Genomic DNA, 23,644 nt, shown 5'->3' with positions numbered 1-23,644 from the left:
GTGTCAGGAACTGCTGTTCATCGGCACGATCGCCCAGCCGGGGATGTCGTCCTGGCCGGGGACCGGCACCGCGTCGGCGGAGAGGTTGACGAGCAGCACCGAGCCGTCGGCCGCGCGGAAACCACCCAGCGACGAGCCGTCGGTCGCCCGGCCCAGCTCGACGGTGCCCTCACGGAGCTTGGGCACCAGCCAGCGCCACGCCTCGGTCAGCGGGGTCGGCCGGCCGCCGTCCTCGTCGGTCGCGGGGGTCCACAGCGACGAGTACTCGAGCGAGTTGCTGCCCTCGGGACCCCACAGCAGCGAGCCCTGGGTGCCGGAGCGGGCCATCGCCTGCAGGGCCGCGATCGTCGAGACCGCGCTGGCGGGGGAGGCGAAACCGGCCTGGGCGTCGGCGGGGACGTTGGCGTAGAACTCGGCCCACCAGATCGGCAGCTGCGTCCGTTCCTGGATCCAGCGGTCGATCACCGAGAACTTCTCGGCGCCGACGTCGACCGGGGAGATCGCGTCCTGCTGGCCGCGGTTGGTCGTGGAGCCGTCGACGACGATGAAGTCCGCGCCGACGTTGTTCCTCAGCCAGTAGTCCAGGACGTCCAGCGGGCGCTGGTCGAGCGCGCCCCAGGCGCCGCGGATGTCCGAGGCGTCGCCGGAGTCGACCGGGACGCTGCTCATCACCACGTACGGGCCGCCGACCTGCACGTCGGGCCGGACCGACTTCACCGCGCGGTACACCTCGTTGTACATCGTGGTGTAGCCCTCGTAGTCCCAGCGGTTCTCGGCCTCGTTGTAGAAGCCCTTGAGCTCGTTCCACACCAGGACGCGGTCGACCTGTGGGTACCGCTGCACGGCCTCCTTGGCCAGGTTGGCGTAGTCGGCGAAGTGCTCGGGCAGCGGCGCCTTCTCGAGCCGGTCCCAGCGGGTGTCGCCGCTGTCGCGCGGCGCGCCCTTCATCCAGTCCGGGGAGCAGCACAGCGTCAGCATCGCCTTGCCGCCGGTCTCCTCGGTGAGCTGCATCCGGCGGTCCAGCGAGCCCCACTCGAACTCGCCGGGCCGGGGCTCGGGGTTCAGCGTGCCGAAGCCCATGAGGTGGTGGTTCTGGTACTCCTGCCCGAGGCTCGACAGGATGTCGACGCCGCGCTGGCGGGCCTGCGCGGGCTCGGTGTCGTCGAGGCTGTCCTGGGTGTGGGTCACCCCGATCTCCATCGGGCCCGGCTGCTTGTCCCAGCGCCAGCCGTTCAGGTCGACGGCCTTCGCCGACGCCTCCAGCGCGGACGACGGCGCGGTGTCGCCGGTGGTGCCGCCGGTCCCCGAGGTGCAGGCGGCGAGGGCCAGGACCCCCGCGAGCAGCAGGGCCAGGGCCGGTGTCCGGCGCAGGCCGGGCCGGAACCGGGGGGTCCGCGACGGGGACCTCGGTCCCGGCGTCGTCGGGGCGGGACGGCGTGACGCTCGCACGGGGTGGTGACCTCACGTTCTGACCGGACGCGGCGCCGGGCGGATGCCGTGGCGCGCGCGGGCTCGTACTGACTCCTGCACTCCTGCGCGGGACGGTGTCCCGGCGAGGTGCTCCCAGCGTGTCAGGGGCCTCCTGTGACCTGCCTGAGAGAACCTCGCGAACGACCGGAGCCGGCCGGGGCCCGCTCTCAGACGTTCGGAGCAGAGTAGGGCCGCGGTTCGCGAGGGCTGCACGCAGCCCCGCCGCGCAGGTGAACCCGCTTGTCGCGCAGCGTGTACACCCGGTCGGCCCGCGGCAGCACCGCCGGGTCGTGGGTGATGACCAACACGGCCCGGCCCGCCGCGGCGGCGAGCAGGTCGTCGAGGACGGCGTCGCGGGTGTCCGGGTCGAGGTGCGCGGTGGGCTCGTCGAGCACCAGCACCGCGGGGTCGACGAGCAGCGCGCGGGCCAGTGCGAGCCGTCGGCGCATCCCGCCCGAGAGCCGGGCGCCGTGCGCGCCGACCTCGTCGTCGAGGTCCAGGCCGGTGAGCCCGACCCGGCGCAGGACGTCCCCGAGGTGGGCGTCGTCGGCGTCGGGGGCGGCCAGGCGCAGGTTCTCCCGGACCGTCGAGTCGAACACGTGCGGGTCGGCGGGCACCCCGGAGACCACCGCACGGACCTCGTCGGGCGGGCGCAGCGCCAGGTCGTGCCCGTCGAGGCGGACCGTCCCCGCGCGCGGGTCGAGGAACCGGAACAGCACCGCGGCCAGCGTCGACTTGCCCGACCCGCTGGCACCGACCAGCGCCACGACCTCCCCGCGATCGACGTCGAGGTCCACCCCGTGCAGGACGGTGCGGCCGCGCCCGTCCGGTCCCGGCCCGGGCCAGGCGGCGGTGAGCCCGCGGACCCGCAGGTCACCACGGTGCGGCAGCGGCTCCGGCCCCGGGGCGCGGTGCACGACGGCGGGTGCGGCGTCGAGCACCGGCACCAGCCGGGCCAGCCCGGTACGGACCGCGGCGAGCCGGGCCGCGGCGGCCGGCAGCGGCGCGACGATCTCGAACGCCGCCAGCGCGGTCAGCACCAGCACGGCCAGCGGGACCGCATCCAGCGCACCGGCGTCGACGGCGGCGACGCCCAGGAGCAGCGTCCCGGCCAGGGTGAGCCCGGCGACCAGGGCGCCGGACCCGGCGCCGAGGCCGAGCAGCGCGGCGTCGCGGCGGGCGGTGCGGGTCAGCTCGGCGTCGGCCCGGGCGACCGCGTCGACGGCGTGGCCGGTCGCGCCGTGGGCCAGCAGCTCCGAGCCGCCGTCGAGCAGGTCGACCAGGGCGGTCGCGAGCCGGTCCCGCGCGACGCCGGCGCGCTCGGCGGGCCGCCGCGACAGCGCCGCGGCGAGCGCGGGCACCGCGACCCCGGCGAGCAGCAGCCCGGCGGCGAGCAGCGCCCCGCCGGGGACGTGGAGCGCGGTGGCGAGCAGCACCGCACCGGACCCGGCGACCGCGGCCGCGACGACCGGGAGCACCCCGCGCACCACCAGGTCCTGCACCGAGTCGGTGTCGCCGACCAGCCGGGCGACCAGCTCGCCGGACCGGAACCGGCGCACCGGCTCGGTGGCGGCGAGCCGGGCGTAGACGCGGCCGCGCATGTCCGACAGCGCCCGCAGCGCGGCGTCGTGCCCGACCAGCCGCTCGGCGTAGCGGGCCACCCCGCGCCCGACACCGAGGGCACGGGTCAGCACGACGGCGACCGACAGCGCCGTCACCGACGGGTGCTGGGCGGCGGTGGCGAGCAGCCAGGCGGCCAGTGACAGCAGCCCGGCGCCGCAGGCGGTGGCGAGCGCGCCGAGCAGCGCGCCGCCGACGACGCCGCGCAGCCGGGGCGCCAGCACGCTGCGGGCCAGCGACCAGGGGCTCATCGGAGTCCCCCGGCGGGTGTGGTCGCGACCGGGGTGATCGTGACGGTGCGGTCGGTGTGCCCGGCCCAGCCCGCGTCGTGCGCGACGACGACCGCGGTGCGCCCGCGCAGCAGCTCGGCGGCCGCGGTACGGACCGCGTCGGCGGAGTCGGGGTCGAGGTGCGCGGTCGGCTCGTCGAGCAGGACCAGCGGGGCGTCGCGCAGGAACGCCCTGGCCAGCGCGACCCGCTGGCGCTCGCCCGAGGACAGCTGCGCGCCGCCCTCGCCGAGCACGGTGTCCCAGCCGTGCGGCAGCCGGGCGACGACGGCGTCGAGCCCGGCCCGGTGCGCGGCGGCGCGCACGGCGTCGTCGGTGACGGTGGCGCGGTCGGGCCCGGCACCGAGGCGGACGTTGGCGGCGACGGTGTCGGCGAACAGGTGCGGCTGCTGCGGCACCCAGGCCACCCCGCGGCGCCAGGCGTCGAGGTCCAGGCCCGCGAGATCGGCGCCCGTGCCGTCGCGGCCGTGCACGGTGACGGTGCCGCCGGTGGGGGCGACCATGCCGAGCAGCACGCCGAGCAGGGTGGACTTCCCGGCCCCGGACGGACCGCGCAGCAGCACCGTCTCCCCGGGGGCGAGGTCCAGCGACAGCCCGGCGACGGCGTCGGCGTCGGAGCCGGGGTAGCGCACCCGCAGCCCGTCGACGGTCAGGCCGCGCCCGGCCGGGTCGGCCGGTGGCACCGGCGCGGTCCCGCCGGTCGCGCCGCCGGCCGGGCGGTCCAGCTCGGCGAACACCTGCCGGGCCGCGGCGACGCCCTCCATGCTGGCGTGGAACCGGGCTCCGACCTCGCGCAGCGGCAGGTAGGCCTCCGGGGCCAGGACCAGCACGAACAGCGCGGTGGCGTAGTCGAGGTCCCCGTAGAGCAGCCGCAGCCCGACCTCGACCGCGACCAGGGCGACGGCGAGCGTCGCGAGGACCTCCAGCACGAACGCCGACAGGAACGCGACCCGCAGGGTGCCGGTCATGGCGTGCCGGTGGGAGTCGGTCGTCTCCCGGACCTTGCCCGCGACGACCTGCGCGCGGCGGAACAGCGCGAGCGTCGGCAGCCCCTGTACGACGTCGAGGAAGTGTCCGCCGAGACGCGACAGCAGCCGCCACTGGCGGTCGGTGCGGGCCCGGGTGTGCATCCCGACCAGGGCCATGAACAGCGGGATCAGCGGCAGCGTGACCGCGATGACGACCGCGGAGATCCAGTCGGCGTCGGCGACGACGACCAGCACCGCGACCGGGACCAGCACCGCGAGCACCAGCTGGGGCAGGTAACGGGCGAGGTAGTCGTCGAGGGCGTCGAGGCCGCGGGTGGCCAGGGTGACGATCTCGCCGGAGGACCGCTGCGGGTCCGGTGCGGCGAGGGCGAGCCGGCGTACGAGCTGCATCCGCAGCTGGGACTTGGCGCGGGCGGCGCTGCGCAGTGCCGCGGACTCCGCGCCGTAGGACAGCAGCGCCCGCGCCACCGCGACGACGGCGACGCCCCCGACCAGCCAGGCCAGGGTGTCGAGCCCGGCGCCCGGCCCGGTGCGCGCGCCGTCGAGGGTGAACGACGGCGTCACCCCGGCCACCACCCGCGACACCAGCCAGGCCTGGGCCAGGATCAGCCCGGTCGCGGCGACCCCGCAGACCGCGGCGACGGCCAGGTGCACCCGGACCGCGCTCGCCGTGCGCAGCAGCCGGGGGTCGACCGGCGGGCCGCCCGCGGGCGGCGCCCCGCCGGTGGTGATGGACGGGGTGGACACGGTCGTCATCGTGGTGCCGGCACCGCGGTGTCGCCAGGGTCGGAGGTCCCGGCCGGTGCGACCCGCGTCCCGCCGAGACGCCGGCGGAACACCCAGTAGCTCCAGGACTGGTAGCCGAGCACCAGCGGCAGGAACACGGCCGCGATCCAGGACATGACGCCGAGCGTGTACGGCGCGGACGCCGCGTTCGCGACGGTCAGGGTGTGCGCGGGGTCGGTCGTCGAGGGCAGCAGCGTCGGGTACAGCTGCCCGAACAGCACGACCGACAGCCCACCGATCGCGAGCGCGGTGGCGGTGAACGCCCACCCCTCGCGGTCGAGCAGCAGCGCCACCCCGGCCGCGGCGAGGGCCGCCCCGGAGACCCAGGCGACGGTGGTGGTCCAGGACGGCTCGCGCAGCGCGAGCGTCGCGGCCAGGAACGCGACGGTCACCAGCAGCACCGGGACCACCGCGCGCAGCGCGAACCGCCGCGCCCGGTACCGCACCGGCCCGTCGGTCTTCAGCGCCAGGAACACCGCGCCGTGCAGCAGGAACAGCGCCGTGGTGACGACACCGCCGAGCAGCGCGTAGCCGTTCAGCAGGTCCGCGAGCGACGCGGTGACCACGGTGTTCTGCCCGCCGCCCGGGGCGCTGAGGACGGTGGGCAGGCCACGGACCAGGTTGGCGAGGACCATGCCCCACACGAACGCCGGCACCAGCGAGCCGAGGCCGATCATCAGGTCCCAGCGGGCCTTCCACGGCGCGTCGGAGCGCTTGTGCCGGTACTCCAACCCGACCCCGCGCACGATCAGGCCCAGCAGGACGAGCAGCACCGGCAGGTAGAGGCCCGACAGCATGGCGGCGTACCAGGCGGGGAACGCGGCGAACATCGCGCCGACGGCGGCGATCAGCCACACCTCGTTGCCGTCCCACACCGGGCCGATCGCACCGAGGGCGACCTCGCGGTCGTCCTCGTCGTCGCGGCCCAGGACGCGGACCAGCATGCCGACGCCGAAGTCGAACCCCTCGAGCACCAGGTAGCCGGTCCACAGCACGGCCACGGCCAGGAACCAGATCGTGGGCAGGTCCATCGTCGTCCCTCCGGGGTCAGTAGCTGAACGCCGCGGGGCGGCGCTCGTCGGGCCCGGCGGCGTCGCCGTCCGTGCCGTCGCGTGGGCCGTCTGCGTCGTCGGTGGTGTCGTCGGTGTAGGGGAGTGCGGCGCCGGGGCCCGCCTGCACGTAGCGGAACAGCAGCCGCACCTCGACGACGGCGAGCACGCCGTAGAGCGCGGTGAACGCGGCGAGGGAGAACGCGACCTGGCCCAGGCTCACGCCGGGGGACACGCTCTGCGCGGTGAGCAGTTCGCCGTGCACCGTCCAGGGCTGGCGGCCCACCTCGGTCAGCACCCAGCCGGCGATGTTCCCGGCCAGCGCCGCGGGCAGCGCGGCGACCACGCCGCGGTAGGCCCACCGCGGGAGCCGCCCGGCCGGAGCCGGTGCGCCGTCGCGGGTGAACCCGGGCAGCCGGCCGCCGCGGGTCAGCCAGAGCCCGGCCGTCGCGACCGCGACCCCGGCCAGGCCGAGGCCCATCATCAGCCGGAACGCCCAGTAGAGGACGGCGATGTTGGGCCGGTAGTCCCCGGGCCCGTAGAGCGCCTCGTACTGCGCCTGCACGTTCTCGATGCCCTGTACCGGGCCCCACGGGCTGCCGGTGGCCAGGAAGCTCAGGACGCCGGGGATCTGCACGTTGACGTGGTTGCGGCTGCCCTGGACGTCGCCGACGGCGAACAACGAGAACCCGGCCGACTCCTCGGTCTGCCACAGCGCCTCGGCCGAGGCGAGCTTCATCGGCTCGTAGGTGGCGGCCAGCTTGGCCTGGTGGTCACCGGAGGCGATGACCAGCACCCCGGCCACGAGGGTGACGAGGAACCCGGCGCGCAGGGTCTTCCGGAACAGCGCGTGCTCGCTCGGGTGCGGGGCCGTGTCCCCGGGACGGCCCCAGCGCTCGCGCATCAGCTTCCAGGAGCTCACCGCGGCGACGAACAGGCCCGCGATCAGGAACGCCGCGGCGACGACGTGCAGGTAGGTCGACCAGGCCTGGGGGTTGGTCAGCACGGCGCCGATGTCGGTGAGCCGGGCCCGGCCGGTGGCGCGGTCGACCTCGTAGCCCACCGGGTTCCGCATCCACGCGTTCGCCGCGAGGATGAAGTACGCCGACAGGTTCGACCCGAGCGCGGCGGCCCAGATGCAGGCCAGGTGCACGCCCTTCCGCAGCCGGTCCCACCCGAAGATCCACAGTCCGATGAAGGTGGACTCCAGAAAGAACGCGATCAGCGCCTCCATCGCCAGCGGCGCGCCGAACACGTCGCCGACGAAGGTGGAGTACGCGCTCCAGTTCATGCCGAACTGGAACTCCTGGACGATCCCGGTGACCACGCCCATCGCGAAGTTGATCAGGAACAGCTTCCCGAAGAACTTCGTCGCCCGGAGGTACTCCTCCTTGCCGGTGCGTACCCACGCGGTCTGCAGCGACGCCACGATCACCGAGAGTCCGATGGTCAGCGGCACGAACAGGAAGTGGTAGATCGTGGTGATCCCGAACTGCCAGCGTGCCAGGTCGAGCGCGTCCATCCGGACCTCCCGAGCGAAGTTTTACGTCCTGTAGTTTTACCGGAAGTAGAAGATCAATGGGGAACCGGGCCCGGTGGACCTGGACACGCGGGTCGCGGCGGGGCTGCTCAGCCGCCGGTGCGCGGGTCGAAGGCGCCGTGGCGGCGCAGCACGTCGAGCACCTGTGGCAGGTCGGCGAAGGCCCGTTCGACGTCGGCGGGGGCGGCGACGCGGTGTGCGTTCGCCTCGACGTAGGCGCGGACCGCGGCGTCGAACCGCTGTGCGCCGACGGCGTCGCGGCCCGCGAACAGGGCGGCGGCACCCTGGTCGTAGACGCCGTCGACGAGGTCGGTGAACCCGCCGCGGGAGTCCCAGAACGACACGGGGGCGCCGATCGGGCCCGCGACGTCGCCGGGCCCGAAGCTGCCGATCCGGTACAGGTCGCGCTGCCCGGCGACCATGGCCTGGGCCCAGGTCGTGAACGCCTCGTCGAGCCAGGGGTCGCGGGCCTGGTCGTTGCCGACCAGCGCGTAGAACCAGGAGTGGGCGATCTCGTGCGCGGTCAGCGACGGGCGGGTGGCGTCGTCGACGTCGCCGAACTGCAGGTGGGTCGGGAACTCGACGCCGTCGCTCTGGGTGGGGACGACCGTCAGCCACAGGTCGGAGTAGGGGTACGGGCCGAGCAGCCGCTCCAGGGCGGGCAGGAAGCGGGCGACCTCGCGCTGCCAGTCCTGCGCGGAGCCGCGCAGCTCGCCGCCGCGTCGGGCCCCCGCGCGGCCCTCGGTGGGCAGCGCGACGTGCACCCGGGTGGTCCCCACCGTGGACTCGGCGACCTCGTAGGCGCCGACGGCGACCGCGACGTCGCGGACCGCGTCGGCGGTGAAGGTGCGGGTGAGGCGCCCGCCGCCGGCGTCGCGGGTGCCGGTGGCCGTCCCGACGCCGACGACCTGCTGGTCGGCCGCCGCGGTGACGGCGAGCGAGGCGAGCCGGTAGTCCTCGGCGACGACGGTCTCGCCGGACATCCGCACCGCGGGGGTGCGGACCCAGCCGCGGCCGCGGACCCGGTCCAGCACCGGCAGCGGGCTGCCGAGCCAGGCGGTGCCCGCCGACGGGGAGTGGCCGATGCGTTCGGTGGAGTCCTCGCCGAGGGTGAGGGTGAACCCGAGCTGCGCGGTGACGGTGGTGCCCGCGTCGACGCAGGACGGCAGCGGCAGCTCGACGAGCGTGCCGGGCGCGCCGTCCGGGGCGCCCGCCTGCTCGGTGCGCGGGGTGACCGGGATGCCGTCGACGCTCGCGTCGGTGACCCGGGACGAGCCGCCGCCGGAGACGACGGTGGGCCGGTTGGTCCAGAGCCGGAAGACCAGCTCGCAGATCCGGGCGTCGGGGGTGAAGCGGACGGTCTGGCGGCCGGTGGCCGAGGACAGGTCCGGTGCGAGGTCCAGCGACGCGTCGACGACCGGGCGCTGCGGCGACGGGGCTGCCCGCTCGACCCGCGGCACGCCGGCCGCGCAGCCTCCCAGCACGGCCAGGACGACGGCGACGCCGACGAGGGCACGGCGCCGCCGGGTCAGGTCGATCATGACGGCGAGGCTATCCGTGGTGCCCGCGGGCGGCGAACGGCGTGCGGCACCGCCCGGCTACGCCACCCGATCGCGGGCCCGGCCGCGCAGCCGGTCCCGGACGGCGTGCGCGGGCGCCGACACGACGGTCTCCAGGGGGCCGCGCCCGACCGCGCGCCGCCACGCCAGCCCGATCCCGACCGCGACGGCGATCTGCCACAGGTAGCCCTCCCAGGGGCCCAGGTCGTCGAGCGGGGAGTTCATGAACAGGATCGAGCCGACGTAGAGGGTCAGCGTCATCGACCCGGCGGCGGCGAGCGGGCGCAGCAGATGTCCCAGCAGCGGGGCGGCGCCGCGGGTGGTGACCGACGCCAGGAGCAGGACCGCGCCGAGCACGGCGAGCGCCGACCCGGTGGTCTGGAGAATGTCGAGCGGGGTGCCCGAGTGCGGCGCGACGGTCGCCAGCCACCACCACGTCGAGGTGGGGGTGACGCCGTCGGGGTAGCCGGTGACGACGTCGGCGATCGTCGGGGCGCTGTCGAGGATCGACGGCGGGCTCACCGCGGCGATCGCGGCGTACCCGCCGCCCGGGCCGAGCAGCCACATCGACAGTCCGGTGGCCGCCGTCGCCGCGACGACGCCGCCACCCAGCAGCGCGGCCGCCGTGCGCCGGTCCGACAGCCGCAGCCGTCCGACGACGATCCCGACCGCCATGTAGGCGAGCCAGACCACCGCCGGGTAGGCGCCGGTCAGGGTCAGCTCCGACAGCAGCGCGCCGGGGTCGGTGACGAGGTCGGGCACCGAGGGGTTGCCGAGGTCGGGCACCGGCAGGAACGGGCGCACCAGGTGCGAGAGGACCGGTATCCCGAGACACAGCAGCACCGCGAGCGGCGCGAGGATCCGGGTCGGGAGCGCGACCAGCGGGATCGCGAGCAGGAACGCGACCGCGTAGTAGGGCAGGATCAGCGCCGCGATCGACGGGTCGGTCCAGCTCAGGGCCAGTGCCAGCACCATGAGGACCCCGGCGCGGGTGGCGAGCATCGCCGCCGCGGCGCGCAGGTCCGGGCCGGTGCGGACCCGGTCGCGCCCGGTCATGAACGCGAACGAGACCCCGGCGAGGACGGCGAATAGCGCCGCGGAGCGGCCGCCGAACACGAGGTAGCTGGGCGTGGGTGTGCCGTCGTCGGTGGCCTCGACGAGGGCGTGCACGGCGATGATGCCGAGCAGCGCGACCCCGCGGGTGGCGTCGACACCGATCAGGCGCTCGCGGGGCGGCGCGGGCTCCGGCGCGGCCGGCGCGGCCGGCGCGGCCGGCGCGGCCGGGGGAGCCGGGGGAGCCGGGGGAGCCGTGGCCGGGGCGGGCATGGACCGGGTCGCGGCCGGGAGCACGGTGGTGGTCTCGGCGGCGTCCGGTGGTGCGGCCGCGGCGCGCTGGGTCCGCCCGGGGACCGGCGGTGCCGGCGGGGGACCGGCGGTGCGGGGGGCCGGGACGGCGACGGTCGTCCCGGGCGTGGTGCCGGGCGGACCGGACGGGCGGCGCGGCCGGCTCCCGGCCCGGGTGGCGGAGTCCGGCCGTCCCTCCGGGGTGCGGTGGGTGCCGGTGCCGCTCCGCCGGGGGGCGTCCGTCCGGGGCGCCGCGGTCGGCGGGGCTGCGGTCGGCGGGGCTGCGGTGTGCGGCGGGGCGGTGTGCGGCGGGGCGGTGTGCGGCGGACCGGTGCGCGACGCCGCGGTGGGCGGCTGCGGTGGGGTGGTCGACGGCGCGCCCGGTACGGGGACGAGGGCGGGCACCGGCGGCCGGGACGACGCGGGGCGGTCGGCGCCGCGGCGGTGGCTGCCGGGCGGCTGCGGTCGGGTCATGTCAGAACCTCGTCGATCAGCTGGTGCCCGAGGTCGCGGGCGTCGGCCGGGTGCAGGCCGGCGTCGGCGAACCAGTCGGGACCGGCCTCGGGGTGCGGGCCGACGACGCCGACCCGGCCGCGCCCGAACGGGGTCACGGCGGCGGCGACGAGCCCGTCGGGGTAGCGGGCGAGGACGGTGCCGGAGTCGAGCAGGAAGTGCGGGCCGTCCTGGAAGAACAGGGTGCGGTCGCGGCCGCGCCAGTCGAGCCGGACCAGGGCGTCGCCGTCGTGGCCGACGGTGGCGCCGGGGGAGTCGATCCAGCGGTCGGTGTCGCCGGGCAGCAGCCCGAACCCGGGGGTGGCCCCGGCCAGGTAGCCGCCCAGACAGAACCCGAGGTAGCGGCCGCCGTCGCCGACCCAGTCGCGCAGCGGACCGGCCACCGGCCGCATCGTGCGCCACGCGGCGGACAGGGTGCCGCCGCCGGGCTGGGCGTAGAGCGTCGCGCGGGCGAGGGTGTCCGCGGTGAGCGGGAGCCGTTCGCGCGGGCCGGTGTAGTGCACCTCGAACCCGTGCCGCGACGAGGCCAGCAGCGCCGCCACCGACTCCGCGCACCCGGTCGGCTGCGACGCCGGTCCGCGGTAGACCAGCGCGACCGGGCGGCCGGTGCCGACCGGGTCCGGGGCGCGGCGGCCGAGCAGCCGGTCGAGCAGCCTCACCGCGGGCCCGGCCCGGATCGGGCGGGGCGGCGGTCGCGGGGGCGCGACACCGGGGGCGGGGCCGTCCCCGGTCCCGGCTGGTGTGGCACGGCCGGGAGGGCCCGTTCGGTGCGTTCCGTGGAACGCGCCACCGGTCCCTGCCCGCGTTCCGCGGAACCTGCTCCGGGGCTCCGTCCGCGGTCCGCGGAACGCGGCGTCGGGCCCGGGCCGTGCCCGGCGGCAGCTGCTCCGGTGGTCTGTCCGCGTTCCGCGGAACGCGGCGTGGGGGCCGGGCCGTGTTGCGCGGAACGCGCCGTGGGGCCCGGCCCGCCGTCGCCCGCACCGACGACCGCGCCGGCGCGGTCCTCGTGGCCCGCGGCGGCGTGGCGGTGCGGCGCACGGGACGTGCCGCCCGGCCGGGCGGGGGCGCGGCGGCCGTGCCCGGCACCGGCGGGTCCGCCTCCGGGGGCACCGGTCGAGCCGGTGGCGCCCGCGCGGTGCCGGCCGGTGCTGCCGCGGCGCGGGGCCTGGCGCCCGGCCAGTACGGAGCGCATCAGCAGCGTGCGGCCCGGGTCGTCGGCCCCCTGCACCCGGGTGAGGACCATCGTCCGCTCCGGGTCGACGGCCGCGACCCGCACGGTCGCGGCCACGGTCTCCGGCGCCACGGCAGGCGGCACGGCAGGCGGCACGGCCGGTGCCGCGGCGGAGGCCTCCGGGACGGGCCGGATCCCGGCGTCGGCCGGAGCCGCGTCGGGTACCGCGCGGGCGGTGATGCCCCGGTAGCGGGTGCCGGGCGGCAGGTGCTCGCCCTTCATCACCAGCGACAGCGGGTCGAGCCGCGCCCCGGCGCCGACGACGGCGTCGTAGAGCACGATCGCCCGGTCCCCGACCGACGCGCCGTCCGCGATCGACACCGTCGACATCTTCATGACCCGGTCCTCGAACAGGTGGGTCTGCAGCGACACGTCCCGCCCGACGACGGCGTCGTCCCCGATCTCGACCAGGTCGTACTCGGTGAGGTAGGTCGTCGACACGCAGGTCCGGCGCCCGATCCGGGCTCCGAGCAGCCGTAGCATCGGCGGCAGCAGCGGGGTTCCGGACAGCATGCTCAGCAGCCCGGGCACCGCGGAGGCCTCGTACAGCCCGGTGACGAACTCCGAGCGGCGCACGAAGCGGCTCCACAGCGGCTCGGTCCGCGGCCGGTAGGTGCCCACGACCAGCCACTTCACCGCCGCGACCAGCAGGACCAGCGCGAGCGCCGAGGCCAGCGCCAGCACCGGTGCCGCCAGCACGACCTGCCACGCCGCGCCGGTGCGGGCCACGTCGGACAGCCCCTGCAGGAACAGGTAGATCGACACCGAGATCGCCGAGGCGGGCAGGGTGGCCCGCAGGAACTCGATGCCGAGCCGCTCGGCGACGCGGCGCCGCGACGGAGCGAACGTCAGCGACTCCGGGTGGTCCCCGGAGTCCTGGCGCACCGGCAGGTGCATCGCCGGGGACCCCAGCCAGGTGGTGTCGCGCGGCACGCCCGACGCCGGGGGCACCGTCGCGACACCGATCAGCGACTCGTCGCCGAGCGTCGACCCGGCCGGGACGACGGCGGCGTTCCCGACGAACGCGCGCCGACCCACCAGCGTCGGACGGCGGACCATCCAGCCGTTGTGGAAGGTCGCGCTGCCCACGCTCGCCATGTCCGCGACGAAGCTGCCCTGGGAGATCGTCAGCATCTCCGGGTCGATGTGCGAGGCGGTGGACACCTCCGCGCCGCGCCCGATCCGGGCGCCGAGCAGCCGCAGCCAGCCGACCGTGTAGAGCGTCGAGTACAGCGAGTTGGTGTAGGTCAGGCTCATCTCCAGCAGCTTGTCGCCGAACCACTTGCGCAACCCCAGCGCGGAGCGCGCCGGGAAGACCCCGGGCCCGGTGCGGGGCGCGACGACCCGCCGGCCGACGGCCACCAGCACGCAGACCGTCACCACGAACACCGGCCCGACCAGGGCGGCGACGAGCAGGGCGGGGCCGTCGCCGAACAGCAGCAGCGAGGACCACACCAGCAGCACCGCCGGGACCAGCGCCAGCAGCGACACCAACTCCAGCGCGGCGATCCCGGCCAGTGCGGCCGCCCGCTGCGGCCGCGTCCAGGACGGCGCGGGGCCGCGCTCGGTCAGCTCGGCGACCGCGGCGTCGGCGGCGTCGGGCACCGCGGGGGACCCGGCCCAGTGCTCGCCGGGCGGCACCACCTGGTCCGCGGCGAGCGCGGACTGCTCCCCGACGACGGCGTCCGCGCCGACCACCGCACCCGGTTCGACGACCGCGCTGGCGCCGACGTGGGCGCCCTCGCCGACCGCGATCTGGGCGACGGTCACCCAGCCGTCGGCCAGCGTCCAGGGCCGTAGCGCGGCGCCGTAGCCGACGGTGGCGCCGTCGCCGATCCGCAGCAGCGCGGGCATCGACAGCACCGAGGTGCCCAGGTGCACGTCGCGGCCCACGGCGGCGCCGAGCATCCGCAGGTAGGCCGGGGCGAGCGGACCGCCGGACAGCACCGGCAGCGGCGACATCGACAGCAGCAGGTCCGCGGCCCACAGCCGCAGGTGCACCCGTCCCCACATGCGGTACCGGCCGGGTGCGACCCGGGCGGTGAGCCCGCGCACGGCGAGCGGGGCGAGCAGCCAGCGCTGCAGCAGGAAGATCGCGGTCGCGCCGACGGCGAGCTGGGCCAGCACGTCCGGGGCGACCCGGCCGCTGTGCCAGGCGTACACCCCGGCCGCGGGCAGGGTCATCACCAGCATCAGGACGAACAGCCCGGCGCCCTGCGCGGTCCCGGCGGCGGAGTAGCGGCGCCGGGAGTGGCGCAGCGGCTCCGGGCGCGGGGGCGGGGGCACTGAGCCGTCGCCGCCGTCGCCCGCCGCGTCGGGGTCCAGCGCCGCGGCCAGGCCACGGACCGTCGGGTGCTCGTACAGGTCGCGCACCGCGGGGGAGCGGCCGACGCCGCGTTCGCGCAGCAGGGTCACCAGCCGGGCGGCGAGCAGCGAGTGCCCGCCGAGCTCGTCGAAGAAGTCGGCGGTGACCGAGACCTGACCCGCGTCGAGCGCCAGCACCTCGGCGAGCACCGCCCGGACCCCGGTCTCCAGCTCGGTCGACGGCTCGACGTGCGGGCCGTGGGCCACCACGATCCGCGGCCCGGACGGGGCCGGCAGCTTCGGCCGGTCGACCTTGCCGCTGGGCATCATCGGCAGGGCGTCGAGCACCTCGAGGTAGCCCGGCACCATGTACTCGGGCAGCCGGGTCCGCAGCAGCTCGTGCAGCGCCGCCCGGTCCACCGGCCCGCCCGGCCCGGCGGCCGGGACGACGTAGACGGTCAGCTCCTCACCGGTGCCGTCGTCGGTCTTCGCGACCGCGGCGACGGCGCTCTCCACGTCCGCGTGCTCCAGCGCGACGGTCTCGATCTCGCCCAGGTCGACGCGGTGCCCGCGGATCTTGACCTCGTCGTCGGCGCGGCCCAGGTAGACGATCTCGCCGTGCTCGTCGAACCGGGCGAGGTCACCGGTGCGGTAGAGCCGTCCGTCGCCGTTGGCCGGTGCCGCGGGGTGGCGGACGAACCGGTCCGCGGTCTTCTCCGGCAGGTTGACGTAGCCGATGCCGACCCCGGGGCCGCCGATGCAGAGCTCGCCGACCTCGCCGCGGGCGACCTCGCGCAGGGAGTCGTCGAGGATCACCGCGGAGTAGGTGGGCACCGGGCGCCCGATCGTGACCGGCTTCCCCGGGTGCAGCTCGCCCCAGGTGCAGGTCACGGTGGTCTCGGTGGGGCCGTAGGTGTTGAGCATCCGGCGCCCGGGGCGCGCCCAGCGCTCCACCAGGCCGGCCGGGCAGGCCTCGCCGCCGACGAGCAGGGTGCGCAGCGCGGGCAGCTCCCGCGGGATCGTCGCCAGCAGGGTCGGCACGCAGCACAGCACGGTGACGCCGGTGTCGGCGAGGAAGTCGCCCAGCTCCGCGCCGATCCGGCGTGAGTCCGTCGGCCCGACGACGAGTGTCGCCCCGGCGGCGAAGGTCGGCCAGATCTCCTCGATCGAGAAGTCGAAGGAGATCGTCATGCCCTGGTAGACGCGGTCGTGCGGACGGACGTCGTAGACGCGGGTGATGACGTGCACGAAGTTGCAGATGCTGGGGTGGGCGATCGCGACGCCCTTGGGCCGCCCGCTGGAGCCCGAGGTGTAGATGATGTAGGCCAGCGGCGCCGGGTCCGGGTCGACCGCGACCGGGGCGAGCGGGTGACGGGGGAGCGCGGCGACGACGTCGACGCAGGTGTCGAGCAGCACCAGCCCGGGCGTGGGCAGCTCGCCCGCCAGGTCCGAGGTGGTGACCAGCAGGTCCAGCCCGGCGTCCTCGCGGATGTAGCCGACCCGGTCCGCCGGGGCCGCCGGGTCGATCGGGACGAACGCGGCGCCGGTCTTGCCGATCGCCAGCAGCACCGCGTAGGTCCGCCAGGTCCGGTGCAGCAGGATCCCGACGCGCCGGCCGGGGCCCGCGCCGAGCCCGGCCAGGTGGCGGGCGAGCTGGTTCGCGCGCGCGTCCAGCTCGGCGTAGGTCAGCTCCAGGCCGCCGTCCTGCAGCGCGACCGCCCGCGGGGTCCGGGCGACCGTGGCCTCGAAGAACCGGTGCAGGCGGTCCGGGTGTCGCGCGGGCGCTCCGGCCGGGGCCGGGCGCGCCACGGCGACCCCCGCGCGGGGCGGGGACATCGTCACGTGCCGTCATCTCCCTACACGGCGACGGGACGCTTTCTGCGGTCCGGCTGGGGAGCAACCCTGTGGGTTCAGGGGTGCGGACCGGTGAGGCCGCCGTGGTCCCCCGTGACATCGCCACGGGATCGGGACCCGTTACGGCGAGCAACTAAGCGATACGCGCTCAGTTTTACGGAGTGTGCCCGCTCACAGGCCGTGCTGCCCCGGCCGGGGTCCCCGGGTCCTCCGTCCGGCCCAGTCAGGCGACGGCGAGCGTGCGGCGCAGGAAGTCCACCTGTGCGGTCACGGACCGCTCGAACACCTCGCCGAGGTAGATGTCGAAGTGCCCGCACGGCAGCTCCAGCACCTCCGAGCCCGCCCCGGCCCGTGCGGCGACCGCGCGCACCGACGCCGGCGGCGCGATCGAGTCCCGCGCCGCGACGACGACGAGGATCGGCGCCCGCAGCCGCGCCGCCGCCGTCACCGGGCGGTTCAGCGGGATCCGCAGCGCGCCCCGGGCCCGCATGGTGTTGCGGAACCCGGGTCCGGTGATCGAGGAGTAGCCGCTCTCGGCGTCGTGCGAGGTGATCGCCGCGGTCGACCCGGGCGGTCCGAACACCGCGATCCGGTGCGGCGGGCGTCCGAGCAGCTCGGCGGCGGCGTCACGCAGTCCGTGCCCGGTGAGGCGGGCCAGCTGCCCGGGTCCGGCGTAGCGCAGGATCTCCAGCAGCGCGGCGGTCCCGTCCATCGCCGCGCCCTGGGAGATCACCGCGGCGACCCGGCCGTCGCGGGCGGCGACCGGGACGACGTGCCCGCCGGAGTACGAGCTGCCCCACAGCACGATCCGCTCGGGGTCGACGCCGGGCAGCGTGCGGGCGTGCGCGATCGCGGCGTGGTAGTCGGCGCGGTGCCTGCCGTGGTGGACGTCCTGGTCCAGGCGGGGGTCGCCGGTGCCGTCGGAGGCGCCGAACCCGCGGTAGTCGAACACGAGCACCGCGCAGCCCGCGGCGGCGAAACGCTGGGCGAAGGGCAGCAGCCCGGAGTCGCGGGTGGCGCCGAAGCCGTGCGCCATGACCACGCAGGGGCGGCCGCGGTCGTTCGCGAGCGCGTCGCCGGCCGGGGCGAGGTGCCAGGCCGCACAGCGCAGCCCGCCGCTGGGGAACGACGTCTCGGCGGGGGTGACGGTCATCGTCGGCTCCTGCGGTGCGCGGGCGGGGGCGTCATCCTGCCGCACGCCCGCGGCGGGCCGCGGGGTCAGGCCCCGGTCGGCCCGAACTGCTCGATCCGGATCGCGTGGTCGGGGATCCCGGCGGCGGCGAGCAGGTCGGCCGCGGCGGCGGCGAAGGCGGCGGAGCCGCACACGAACGCGGTCTCCTCGCCGCGGACCAGCGGGGCGAGGTCGCCGAGGGTGAGCCGGCCCGCCGGGCGGGCCGCGCCCGGCGGGGCGGTCCGGGTGAACACCGTGGTGACCGGCGGGCCGGTGAGCTCCTCGCCGTAGAACAGGTCGTCCGGCGTGCGGACCGAGACCAGCATCCGGACCAGGTCGGGACGGCCGGCGGCGCGGGCGTGGCGCAGCATCGCGGCCAGCGGGACCTGGCCGGAGCCGCCGCCGACCAGCAGCGCGGGGGAGACCCCGTCCCAGGCGAACCAGCCGCCGACCGGGCCGCGGACCTCCAGCACGTCCCCGACGACGGCGACGTCGTGCAGGAACTCCGACACCTCACCGTCGTCGAGACGTTCGACGGTCAGCGCGATCTCCGGCCGCCCGTCGGGCGCGGAGGCCACCGAGTAGCTGCGCTGTGCGGTGTAGCCGTCCTCGGCGGTCAGACGCAGCACGTAGTACTGGCCCGGCAGGTGCGTGGCGGGCTCGGACAGACCGAGCCGGAACGTCCGCACCCCCGGGGCCTCGTCGTGCACCGACAGCACGGTCGCGGCCTGCCAGCGCAGGGTGCGCCGCGGGGTGGTGTCCACGGTCAGTCCCCTGCGAAGCGCTGCTCGGACCACGGGTCGCCGCGGTCGTGGTAGCCGTTGCGCTCCCAGAAGCCGGGCTCGTCCTCGGCGGCCAGGCGCAGGCCGGCGACCCACTTCGCGCTCTTCCAGAAGTACAGGTGCGGCACCAGCAGCCGCGCCGGGCCGCCGTGCTCGCGGGTCAGCGGGGCCGGGTGGGCGGGTGCGGTCGCGGCCTCGAACGCCAGCCACGCCCGGCCGCCGGTGAGGTCGGACAGCGGCATGTTCGTGGTGTAGCCCGAGTGCGAGTGCGCGACGGCGAACCGCGCCTCCGGCAGTGGTCCCGCGGCCTCCAGCAGCGTGTCGACCGCGACCCCGCTCCAGCGCATCCCGAACTTCGACCAGGTGGTGACGCAGTGGATGTCGCCGTCCCAGCGTTCGCGGGGCAGGGCGCGGATCTCGTCCCAGGTCCACTCGACCGGGCGCTGGACGAGGCCGTCGACGCGGAAGGTCCAGCGGGCGGTGTCCAGGGTGGGGGCGCGTTCGGCGGTCAGCACCGGCCACTGGTCGCCGGCGTCGTACTGGCCGGGTGGCAGCCGCCGGTCCCGCGGCCTGCGCCCGACGAATCCTCGGGTCACGGGGGGCATGCCGACCAGAATGCACCCCCGCCCCCTGTTGTTCCCGCCCGTCTCGGGTCACCAGGTGTGCGTCGTCCGCACGGCCGACGCGGTCCGGGAGTCGACACGGCCCCCGACCGGCGTCCAGGGCGTCCGGGGCCACCCGTGAGGACTACCGGCGGGGAACCGCCGGGTGTACGCCGCGAGGCCCCCGGACGGTCCCGTTGCGCCAGTCGGGTGCATCACAGGGCCGTGCGCGCCTCGCCACAGCGCCTGCCCCCGGTGGCACCGGCTCACTAGACTCCGCTGCACTTCGGTGGCGTCGACGACGGCGCCATCCGGCGGGCAACGAGGCCGCCCCGCGGGCCGGTGAGGAGAACAGAGCGGATGACGGACAGTGACCGCAGCGCGGTCGACCGCGCAGCCGGTCCGGAGGGCTCTGCCGTGGACGGTCCGGTGGAGCCGGAGGAGCTGGTCCTGGCGGGCGGCTTCGACCCGGTCACCCGTGACCAGTGGCTCGCCGCCGCGGACGCGGTGGTGCGCAAGTCGGGCCGGATCGGCGAGGACGCCGAGCTCGGGGCCGGGGTCGAGACCCTGACCCGCACCTCTCCCGACGGCATCCGTGTCGCGCCGCTCTACGCCGACGAGGACACCACCGACCTGCCGCCCACCGGTGTGCCGGGGTCGTGGCCGTTCACCCGCGGCGCCCGCACCGAGGGGCACGTCCCCGACGGCTGGGACATCCGCCAGCGCCACGCCGGCACCGACCCGGCCGCCGTCCGCGAGGCCGTGCTGGCCGACCTGGAGTGCGGCGTCACCTCGGTGTGGCTGCGCGTGGGCGGGGGCGGCGTCGCCGTCGCCGACCTGGCACGCGCCCTGGAGGGCGTGCATCTGGACCTGGCAGGGGTCGCCCTCGACGCCGGGACCGAGCAGGTCGCGGCCGCGCACGCCTACCTGGACCTGGCCGCGCGCAACGGTGTCGAGGACGCCGAGCTGCTCGGCTCGCTGGGCGTGGACCCGATCGGGCTGCGCGCCCGCGCGGGGGCCGGCCCGGACGTCGACTCGGTCGTCGAGGTCGCCCGCCGAGTCCACGGCACCTTCGACAAGATCACCGCGATCACCGTCGACGCGACCGTCATCCGCGAGGCGGGCGGCTCGAACGCCCAGGAGCTGGGCTGGTCCCTGGCCGCGGGCGTCGCCTACCTGCGGGCGCTCGACGCGGCCGGGATCGGGGTCGCCGACGCGGCCCGGCTGCTCGAGTTCCGCTACGCCGCCACCCCCGAGCAGTTCCCGACGATCGCCGCCCTGCGCGCCGGCCGGCGGCTGTGGGCCCGGGTGCTGGAGGCCTCCGGCGTCACCGACGTGCCGCAGACCCAGCACGCCACCGTCCCCGAGGCGCTGTTCACCCGCCGCGACCCGTGGGTGAACATGCTCCGCGGCACCGTCGCCGGGTTCGCCGCGGGCGTCGGCGGCGCCGACGCGGTCACCGTGCCGCCGTTCGACGCCGCCCTCGGCGTCGCCGAGCCGTTCTCCCGCCGCATCGCCCGCAACACCCAGAACCTGCTCGTCGAGGAGTCGCACCTGGCCCGGGTCATCGACCCGGGCGGCGGCTCCTGGTACGTCGAGCACCTGACCGACGACCTGGCCCGCCTGGCGTGGGAGTTCTTCGTCGAGATCGAGGGCGCGGGCGGCGCCGTCACCGCGCTCGACTCCGGCCTGGTCGCCGAACGGGTCGGCGAGGTCCGCGCCCGCCGCGAGGCCGACGTCGCGAAGCGGAGGACGCCGCTCACCGGCGTCTCGGAGTTCCCCGACCTGAACGAGAAGCCGGTCGAGCGCACCCCGCTGCCGCCGGCCGTCGAGCGCGGGGGGCTGCCGCTCTACCGCCCCGCCGAGGTCTACGAGGCCCACCGGGACCGCTCCGACGCGCTGCTGGCCGAGACGGGCTCGCGCCCCACCGCCTTCCTCGCCACCCTCGGCCCGCTCGCGGTCTACACCGCGCGCGCCGGATTCACCCGCAACCTGCTGGCCGCGGGCGGCGTCGACACCGTCGACGCCGGCCCGACCGACTCCACCGCCGACGTCGTCGAGGCCTACGGCAAGGACGGCACGCCGGTCGTGGTGCTCTGTTCCTCGGACAGCCTCTACGACGAGCGGGCCGCCGAGACCGCCGCCGCGCTGCGCGAGGCCGGTGCCGCGCGCATCCTGCTCGCAGGGAAGCCGAAGGACGAGGTCCCCGGCGTCGACGGCCACCTGTTCGCCGGCTGCGACGCCCTCGCCGTCCTCGACGACGTGTACACCCACCTGGAGGGCTCGAAGTGAGCATTCCCGACTTCACCGGCGTGCCGCTCCTGGGCGACACCACCCCCGCGACCACCTGGACCGGCTCCGCCGACGTCTGGGAGGCACCGGAGGGGATCGGCGTCAAGCCGCTCTACACCGCCGACGACCTCGCCGGCGTCGACTTCCTGCACACCTACCCGGGCATCACCCCGTACCTGCGCGGGCCGTACCCGACGATGTACACCAACCAGCCGTGGACGGTGCGCCAGTACGCCGGGTTCTCCACCGCCGCCGAGTCGAACGCGTTCTACCGGCGCAACCTCGCCGCCGGGCAGAAGGGCCTGTCGATCGCGTTCGACCTGGCCACCCACCGCGGCTACGACTCCGACCACCCCCGCGTCGCCGGTGACGTCGGGATGGCCGGTGTCGCGATCGACTCGATCCTCGACATGCGCCAGCTCTTCGACGGCATCCCGCTGGACAGGATGTCGGTGTCGATGACGATGAACGGCGCCGTGCTGCCGGTGCTGGCGCTCTACATCGTCGCCGCCGAGGAACAGGGCGTGAGCCCCGAGAAGCTGACCGGGACCATTCAGAACGACATCCTGAAGGAGTTCATGGTCCGCAACACCTACATCTACCCGCCGCAGCCGTCGATGCAGATCATCTCCGACATCTTCGGCTACACCAGCCGGAACATGCCGAAGTTCAACTCGATCTCGATCTCCGGGTACCACATCCAGGAGGCCGGGGCGACGAACGACCTGGAGCTGGCCTACACCCTCGCCGACGGCGTCGAGTACCTGCGGGCCGGGGTCGACGCGGGCCTGGACATCGACAGGTTCGCCCCGCGGCTGAGCTTCTTCTGGGCGATCGGCATGAACTTCTTCATGGAGGTCGCCAAGATGCGGGCCGCGCGCCTGCTCTGGTCGAAGCTCGTGAACCGGTTCGAGCCGCAGAGCGCCAAGTCGTTGTCGCTGCGGACGCACTCGCAGACCTCCGGCTGGTCGCTGACCGCCCAGGACGTCTACAACAACGTCGTCCGCACCTGCATCGAGGCGATGGCCGCCACCCAGGGCCACACCCAGTCGCTGCACACCAATGCCCTCGACGAGGCCCTCGCGCTGCCGACGGACTTCTCCGCCCGGATCGCCCGCAACACCCAGCTGCTGCTGCAGCAGGAGTCGGGCACCACGAACGTCGTCGACCCGTGGGGCGGCTCGTACTACGTCGAGAAGCTCACCTACGACATCGCGAAGCGGGCGTGGGCGCACATCGACGAGGTCGAGAAGGCGGGCGGCATGGCCCAGGCCATCGACGCCGGCATCCCGAAGATGCGCGTCGAGGAGGCCGCGGCCCGCACCCAGGCCCGGATCGACTCCGGCCGCCAGCCGGTCATCGGCATCAACAAGTACGTCGTCGAGGCCGACGAGCAGATCGACGTGCTCAAGGTCGACAACGCCAACGTCCGCCGCGAGCAGCTCGACAAGCTCGCCCGGCTGCGTGCCGAGCGCGACGACCGCGCCGTCGACGAGGCGCTGCGCGCGCTCACCGGCGCCGCGGAGAAGATCGCCGAGGGCTCGTCGCGCTCCGACGACGAGAACCTGCTCCAGCTGGCCGTGAACGCGGCCCGCGACCAGGCCACGGTCGGGGAGATCTCCGACGCACTCGAGAAGGTCTTCGGGCGCCACGCCGGACAGATCCGCATCATCTCCGGTGTGTACTCCGCCGAGGCCGGGCAGAACCCGGCGATCGACCGTGCCCGCGAGCTCGTCTCCGAGTTCGCCGGCCACGAGGGCCGCCAGCCCCGCATCCTGGTCGCGAAGATGGGCCAGGACGGCCACGACCGCGGCCAGAAGGTCATCTCCACCGCGTTCGCCGACATCGGCTTCGACGTCGACGTCGGGCCCCTGTTCCAGACCCCGGCCGAGGTCGCGAAGCAGGCCGCCGAGTCCGACGTGCACGTGATCGGCGCCAGCTCGCTGGCCGCCGGGCACCTCACGCTGGTCCCGGAGCTGCGCCGCGAGCTCGCCGAGCTGGGTCGCGACGACATCATGGTCGTCGTCGGCGGGGTCATCCCGCCCGCGGACGTGCCGGAGCTGCTGGAGATGGGCGCCGCCGCGGTGTTCCCGCCCGGCACGGTCATCGCCGAGGCCGCCGTCGACCTGCTCGGCAAGCTGGCCGCCGCGCTCGGCCACGACGAGCCGGACACGTCCGCACAGGCCGGCAGCGTCTACGCCGACTGAGCCACGCCCGCCGTCACGGTGCCGCCGTCACGGTGCCGCCGCCA

14 protein-coding genes are annotated in these 23,644 nt (G+C 75.7%); 2 read left to right on the top strand and 12 right to left on the bottom strand.

Features of this window, described 5'->3' with window-relative positions; translation table 11 throughout:
• Positions 1-3 precede the first annotated feature (3 nt).
• From WHI96_RS04970 to WHI96_RS04915, 12 genes are all read right to left on the bottom strand, one after another.
• Positions 4-1,449 carry a GH39 family glycosyl hydrolase gene (locus WHI96_RS04970; protein WP_345641556.1) on the bottom strand — a complete coding sequence of 482 codons (1,446 nt, stop codon included), beginning with the start codon at positions 1,447-1,449 and terminating at the stop codon, positions 4-6.
• A gap of 188 nt (positions 1,450-1,637) precedes the next feature.
• A complete protein-coding gene (gene cydC / locus WHI96_RS04965; RefSeq protein WP_345641553.1) occupies positions 1,638-3,341 on the bottom strand; it encodes a thiol reductant ABC exporter subunit CydC in 1,704 nt (567 codons plus the stop codon).
• Complete coding sequence (gene cydD, locus WHI96_RS04960) at positions 3,338-5,113, bottom strand: thiol reductant ABC exporter subunit CydD (protein WP_345641550.1); 1,776 nt, start codon at positions 5,111-5,113, stop codon at positions 3,338-3,340. The genes cydC and cydD overlap by 4 nt, the downstream gene beginning before the upstream one ends.
• A gap of 5 nt (positions 5,114-5,118) precedes the next feature.
• Entirely contained in the window at positions 5,119-6,183 is a 1,065-nt protein-coding gene (gene cydB / locus WHI96_RS04955) for a cytochrome d ubiquinol oxidase subunit II (protein ID WP_345641547.1), read from the bottom strand.
• Between the two features lie 16 nt (positions 6,184-6,199).
• On the bottom strand, positions 6,200-7,723 hold the full coding sequence (locus tag WHI96_RS04950) for a cytochrome ubiquinol oxidase subunit I (RefSeq protein ID WP_345641544.1): 1,524 nt from the start codon (positions 7,721-7,723) through the stop codon (positions 6,200-6,202).
• Positions 7,724-7,830: 107 nt separating this feature from the next.
• The gene (locus WHI96_RS04945) at positions 7,831-9,282 is read right to left on the bottom strand and encodes a M1 family aminopeptidase (protein ID WP_345641541.1); all 1,452 of its coding nucleotides are present in this window, start codon (positions 9,280-9,282) and stop codon (positions 7,831-7,833) included.
• 57 nt (positions 9,283-9,339) lie between these two features.
• Positions 9,340-11,118: a heparan-alpha-glucosaminide N-acetyltransferase domain-containing protein gene (locus tag WHI96_RS04940; RefSeq protein WP_345641538.1), complete on the bottom strand. Its 1,779-nt coding sequence runs from the start codon at positions 11,116-11,118 to the stop codon at positions 9,340-9,342.
• Positions 11,115-11,816, bottom strand: coding sequence for a BPL-N domain-containing protein (locus tag WHI96_RS04935; RefSeq protein ID WP_345641535.1), 702 nt, complete (start codon positions 11,814-11,816; stop codon positions 11,115-11,117). The genes WHI96_RS04940 and WHI96_RS04935 overlap by 4 nt, the downstream gene beginning before the upstream one ends.
• Positions 11,813-16,528, bottom strand: a complete 4,716-nt coding sequence (locus WHI96_RS04930; protein ID WP_349302350.1) for a Pls/PosA family non-ribosomal peptide synthetase — start codon at positions 16,526-16,528, stop codon at positions 11,813-11,815. The genes WHI96_RS04935 and WHI96_RS04930 overlap by 4 nt, the downstream gene beginning before the upstream one ends.
• Before the next feature lie 241 nt (positions 16,529-16,769).
• A complete protein-coding gene (locus WHI96_RS04925; protein ID WP_345649898.1) occupies positions 16,770-17,699 on the bottom strand; it encodes an alpha/beta hydrolase in 930 nt (309 codons plus the stop codon).
• Between the two features lie 65 nt (positions 17,700-17,764).
• On the bottom strand, positions 17,765-18,481 hold the full coding sequence (locus WHI96_RS04920) for an FAD-binding oxidoreductase (protein WP_345649895.1): 717 nt from the start codon (positions 18,479-18,481) through the stop codon (positions 17,765-17,767).
• 2 nt (positions 18,482-18,483) lie between these two features.
• Positions 18,484-19,104 carry a molybdopterin-dependent oxidoreductase gene (locus WHI96_RS04915; RefSeq protein ID WP_345649892.1) on the bottom strand — a complete coding sequence of 207 codons (621 nt, stop codon included), beginning with the start codon at positions 19,102-19,104 and terminating at the stop codon, positions 18,484-18,486.
• A gap of 357 nt (positions 19,105-19,461) precedes the next feature.
• Here WHI96_RS04915 and WHI96_RS04910 point away from each other — a divergent pair, with 357 nt between their 5' ends.
• Positions 19,462-21,393: a methylmalonyl-CoA mutase family protein gene (locus WHI96_RS04910; protein WP_345649889.1), complete on the top strand. Its 1,932-nt coding sequence runs from the start codon at positions 19,462-19,464 to the stop codon at positions 21,391-21,393.
• Positions 21,390-23,600 (top strand): methylmalonyl-CoA mutase, encoded by a 2,211-nt coding sequence (scpA, locus tag WHI96_RS04905; RefSeq protein WP_345649886.1) that lies wholly within the window; start codon positions 21,390-21,392, stop codon positions 23,598-23,600. The genes WHI96_RS04910 and scpA overlap by 4 nt, the downstream gene beginning before the upstream one ends.
• The last annotated feature ends 44 nt before the right edge of the window (positions 23,601-23,644 follow it).

It is taken from the genome of Pseudonocardia tropica (assembly GCF_040105315.1).
GTDB classification, from domain to species: Bacteria; Actinomycetota; Actinomycetes; order Mycobacteriales; family Pseudonocardiaceae; genus Pseudonocardia; species Pseudonocardia alni.
This window is presented reverse-complemented; position numbering and strand designations above follow the sequence as displayed.

Bases quoted from the DNA above. Each gene is read 5' to 3' on its own strand.
- cydC (WP_345641553.1), bottom strand. From the start codon at position 3,341: ATGAGCCCCTGGTCGCTGGCCCGCAGCGTGCTGGCGCCCCGGCTGCGC.
- cydB (WP_345641547.1), bottom strand. From the start codon at position 6,183: ATGGACCTGCCCACGATCTGGTTCCTGGCCGTGGCCGTGCTGTGGACC.
- WHI96_RS04950 (WP_345641544.1), bottom strand. From the start codon at position 7,723: ATGGACGCGCTCGACCTGGCACGCTGGCAGTTCGGGATCACCACGATC.
- WHI96_RS04945 (WP_345641541.1), bottom strand. From the start codon at position 9,282: ATGATCGACCTGACCCGGCGGCGCCGTGCCCTCGTCGGCGTCGCCGTC.
- WHI96_RS04940 (WP_345641538.1), bottom strand. From the start codon at position 11,118: ATGACCCGACCGCAGCCGCCCGGCAGCCACCGCCGCGGCGCCGACCGC.
- WHI96_RS04930 (WP_349302350.1), bottom strand. From the start codon at position 16,528: ATGTCCCCGCCCCGCGCGGGGGTCGCCGTGGCGCGCCCGGCCCCGGCC.
- WHI96_RS04925 (WP_345649898.1), bottom strand. From the start codon at position 17,699: ATGACCGTCACCCCCGCCGAGACGTCGTTCCCCAGCGGCGGGCTGCGC.
- WHI96_RS04915 (WP_345649892.1), bottom strand. From the start codon at position 19,104: ATGCCCCCCGTGACCCGAGGATTCGTCGGGCGCAGGCCGCGGGACCGG.
- WHI96_RS04910 (WP_345649889.1), top strand. From the start codon at position 19,462: ATGACGGACAGTGACCGCAGCGCGGTCGACCGCGCAGCCGGTCCGGAG.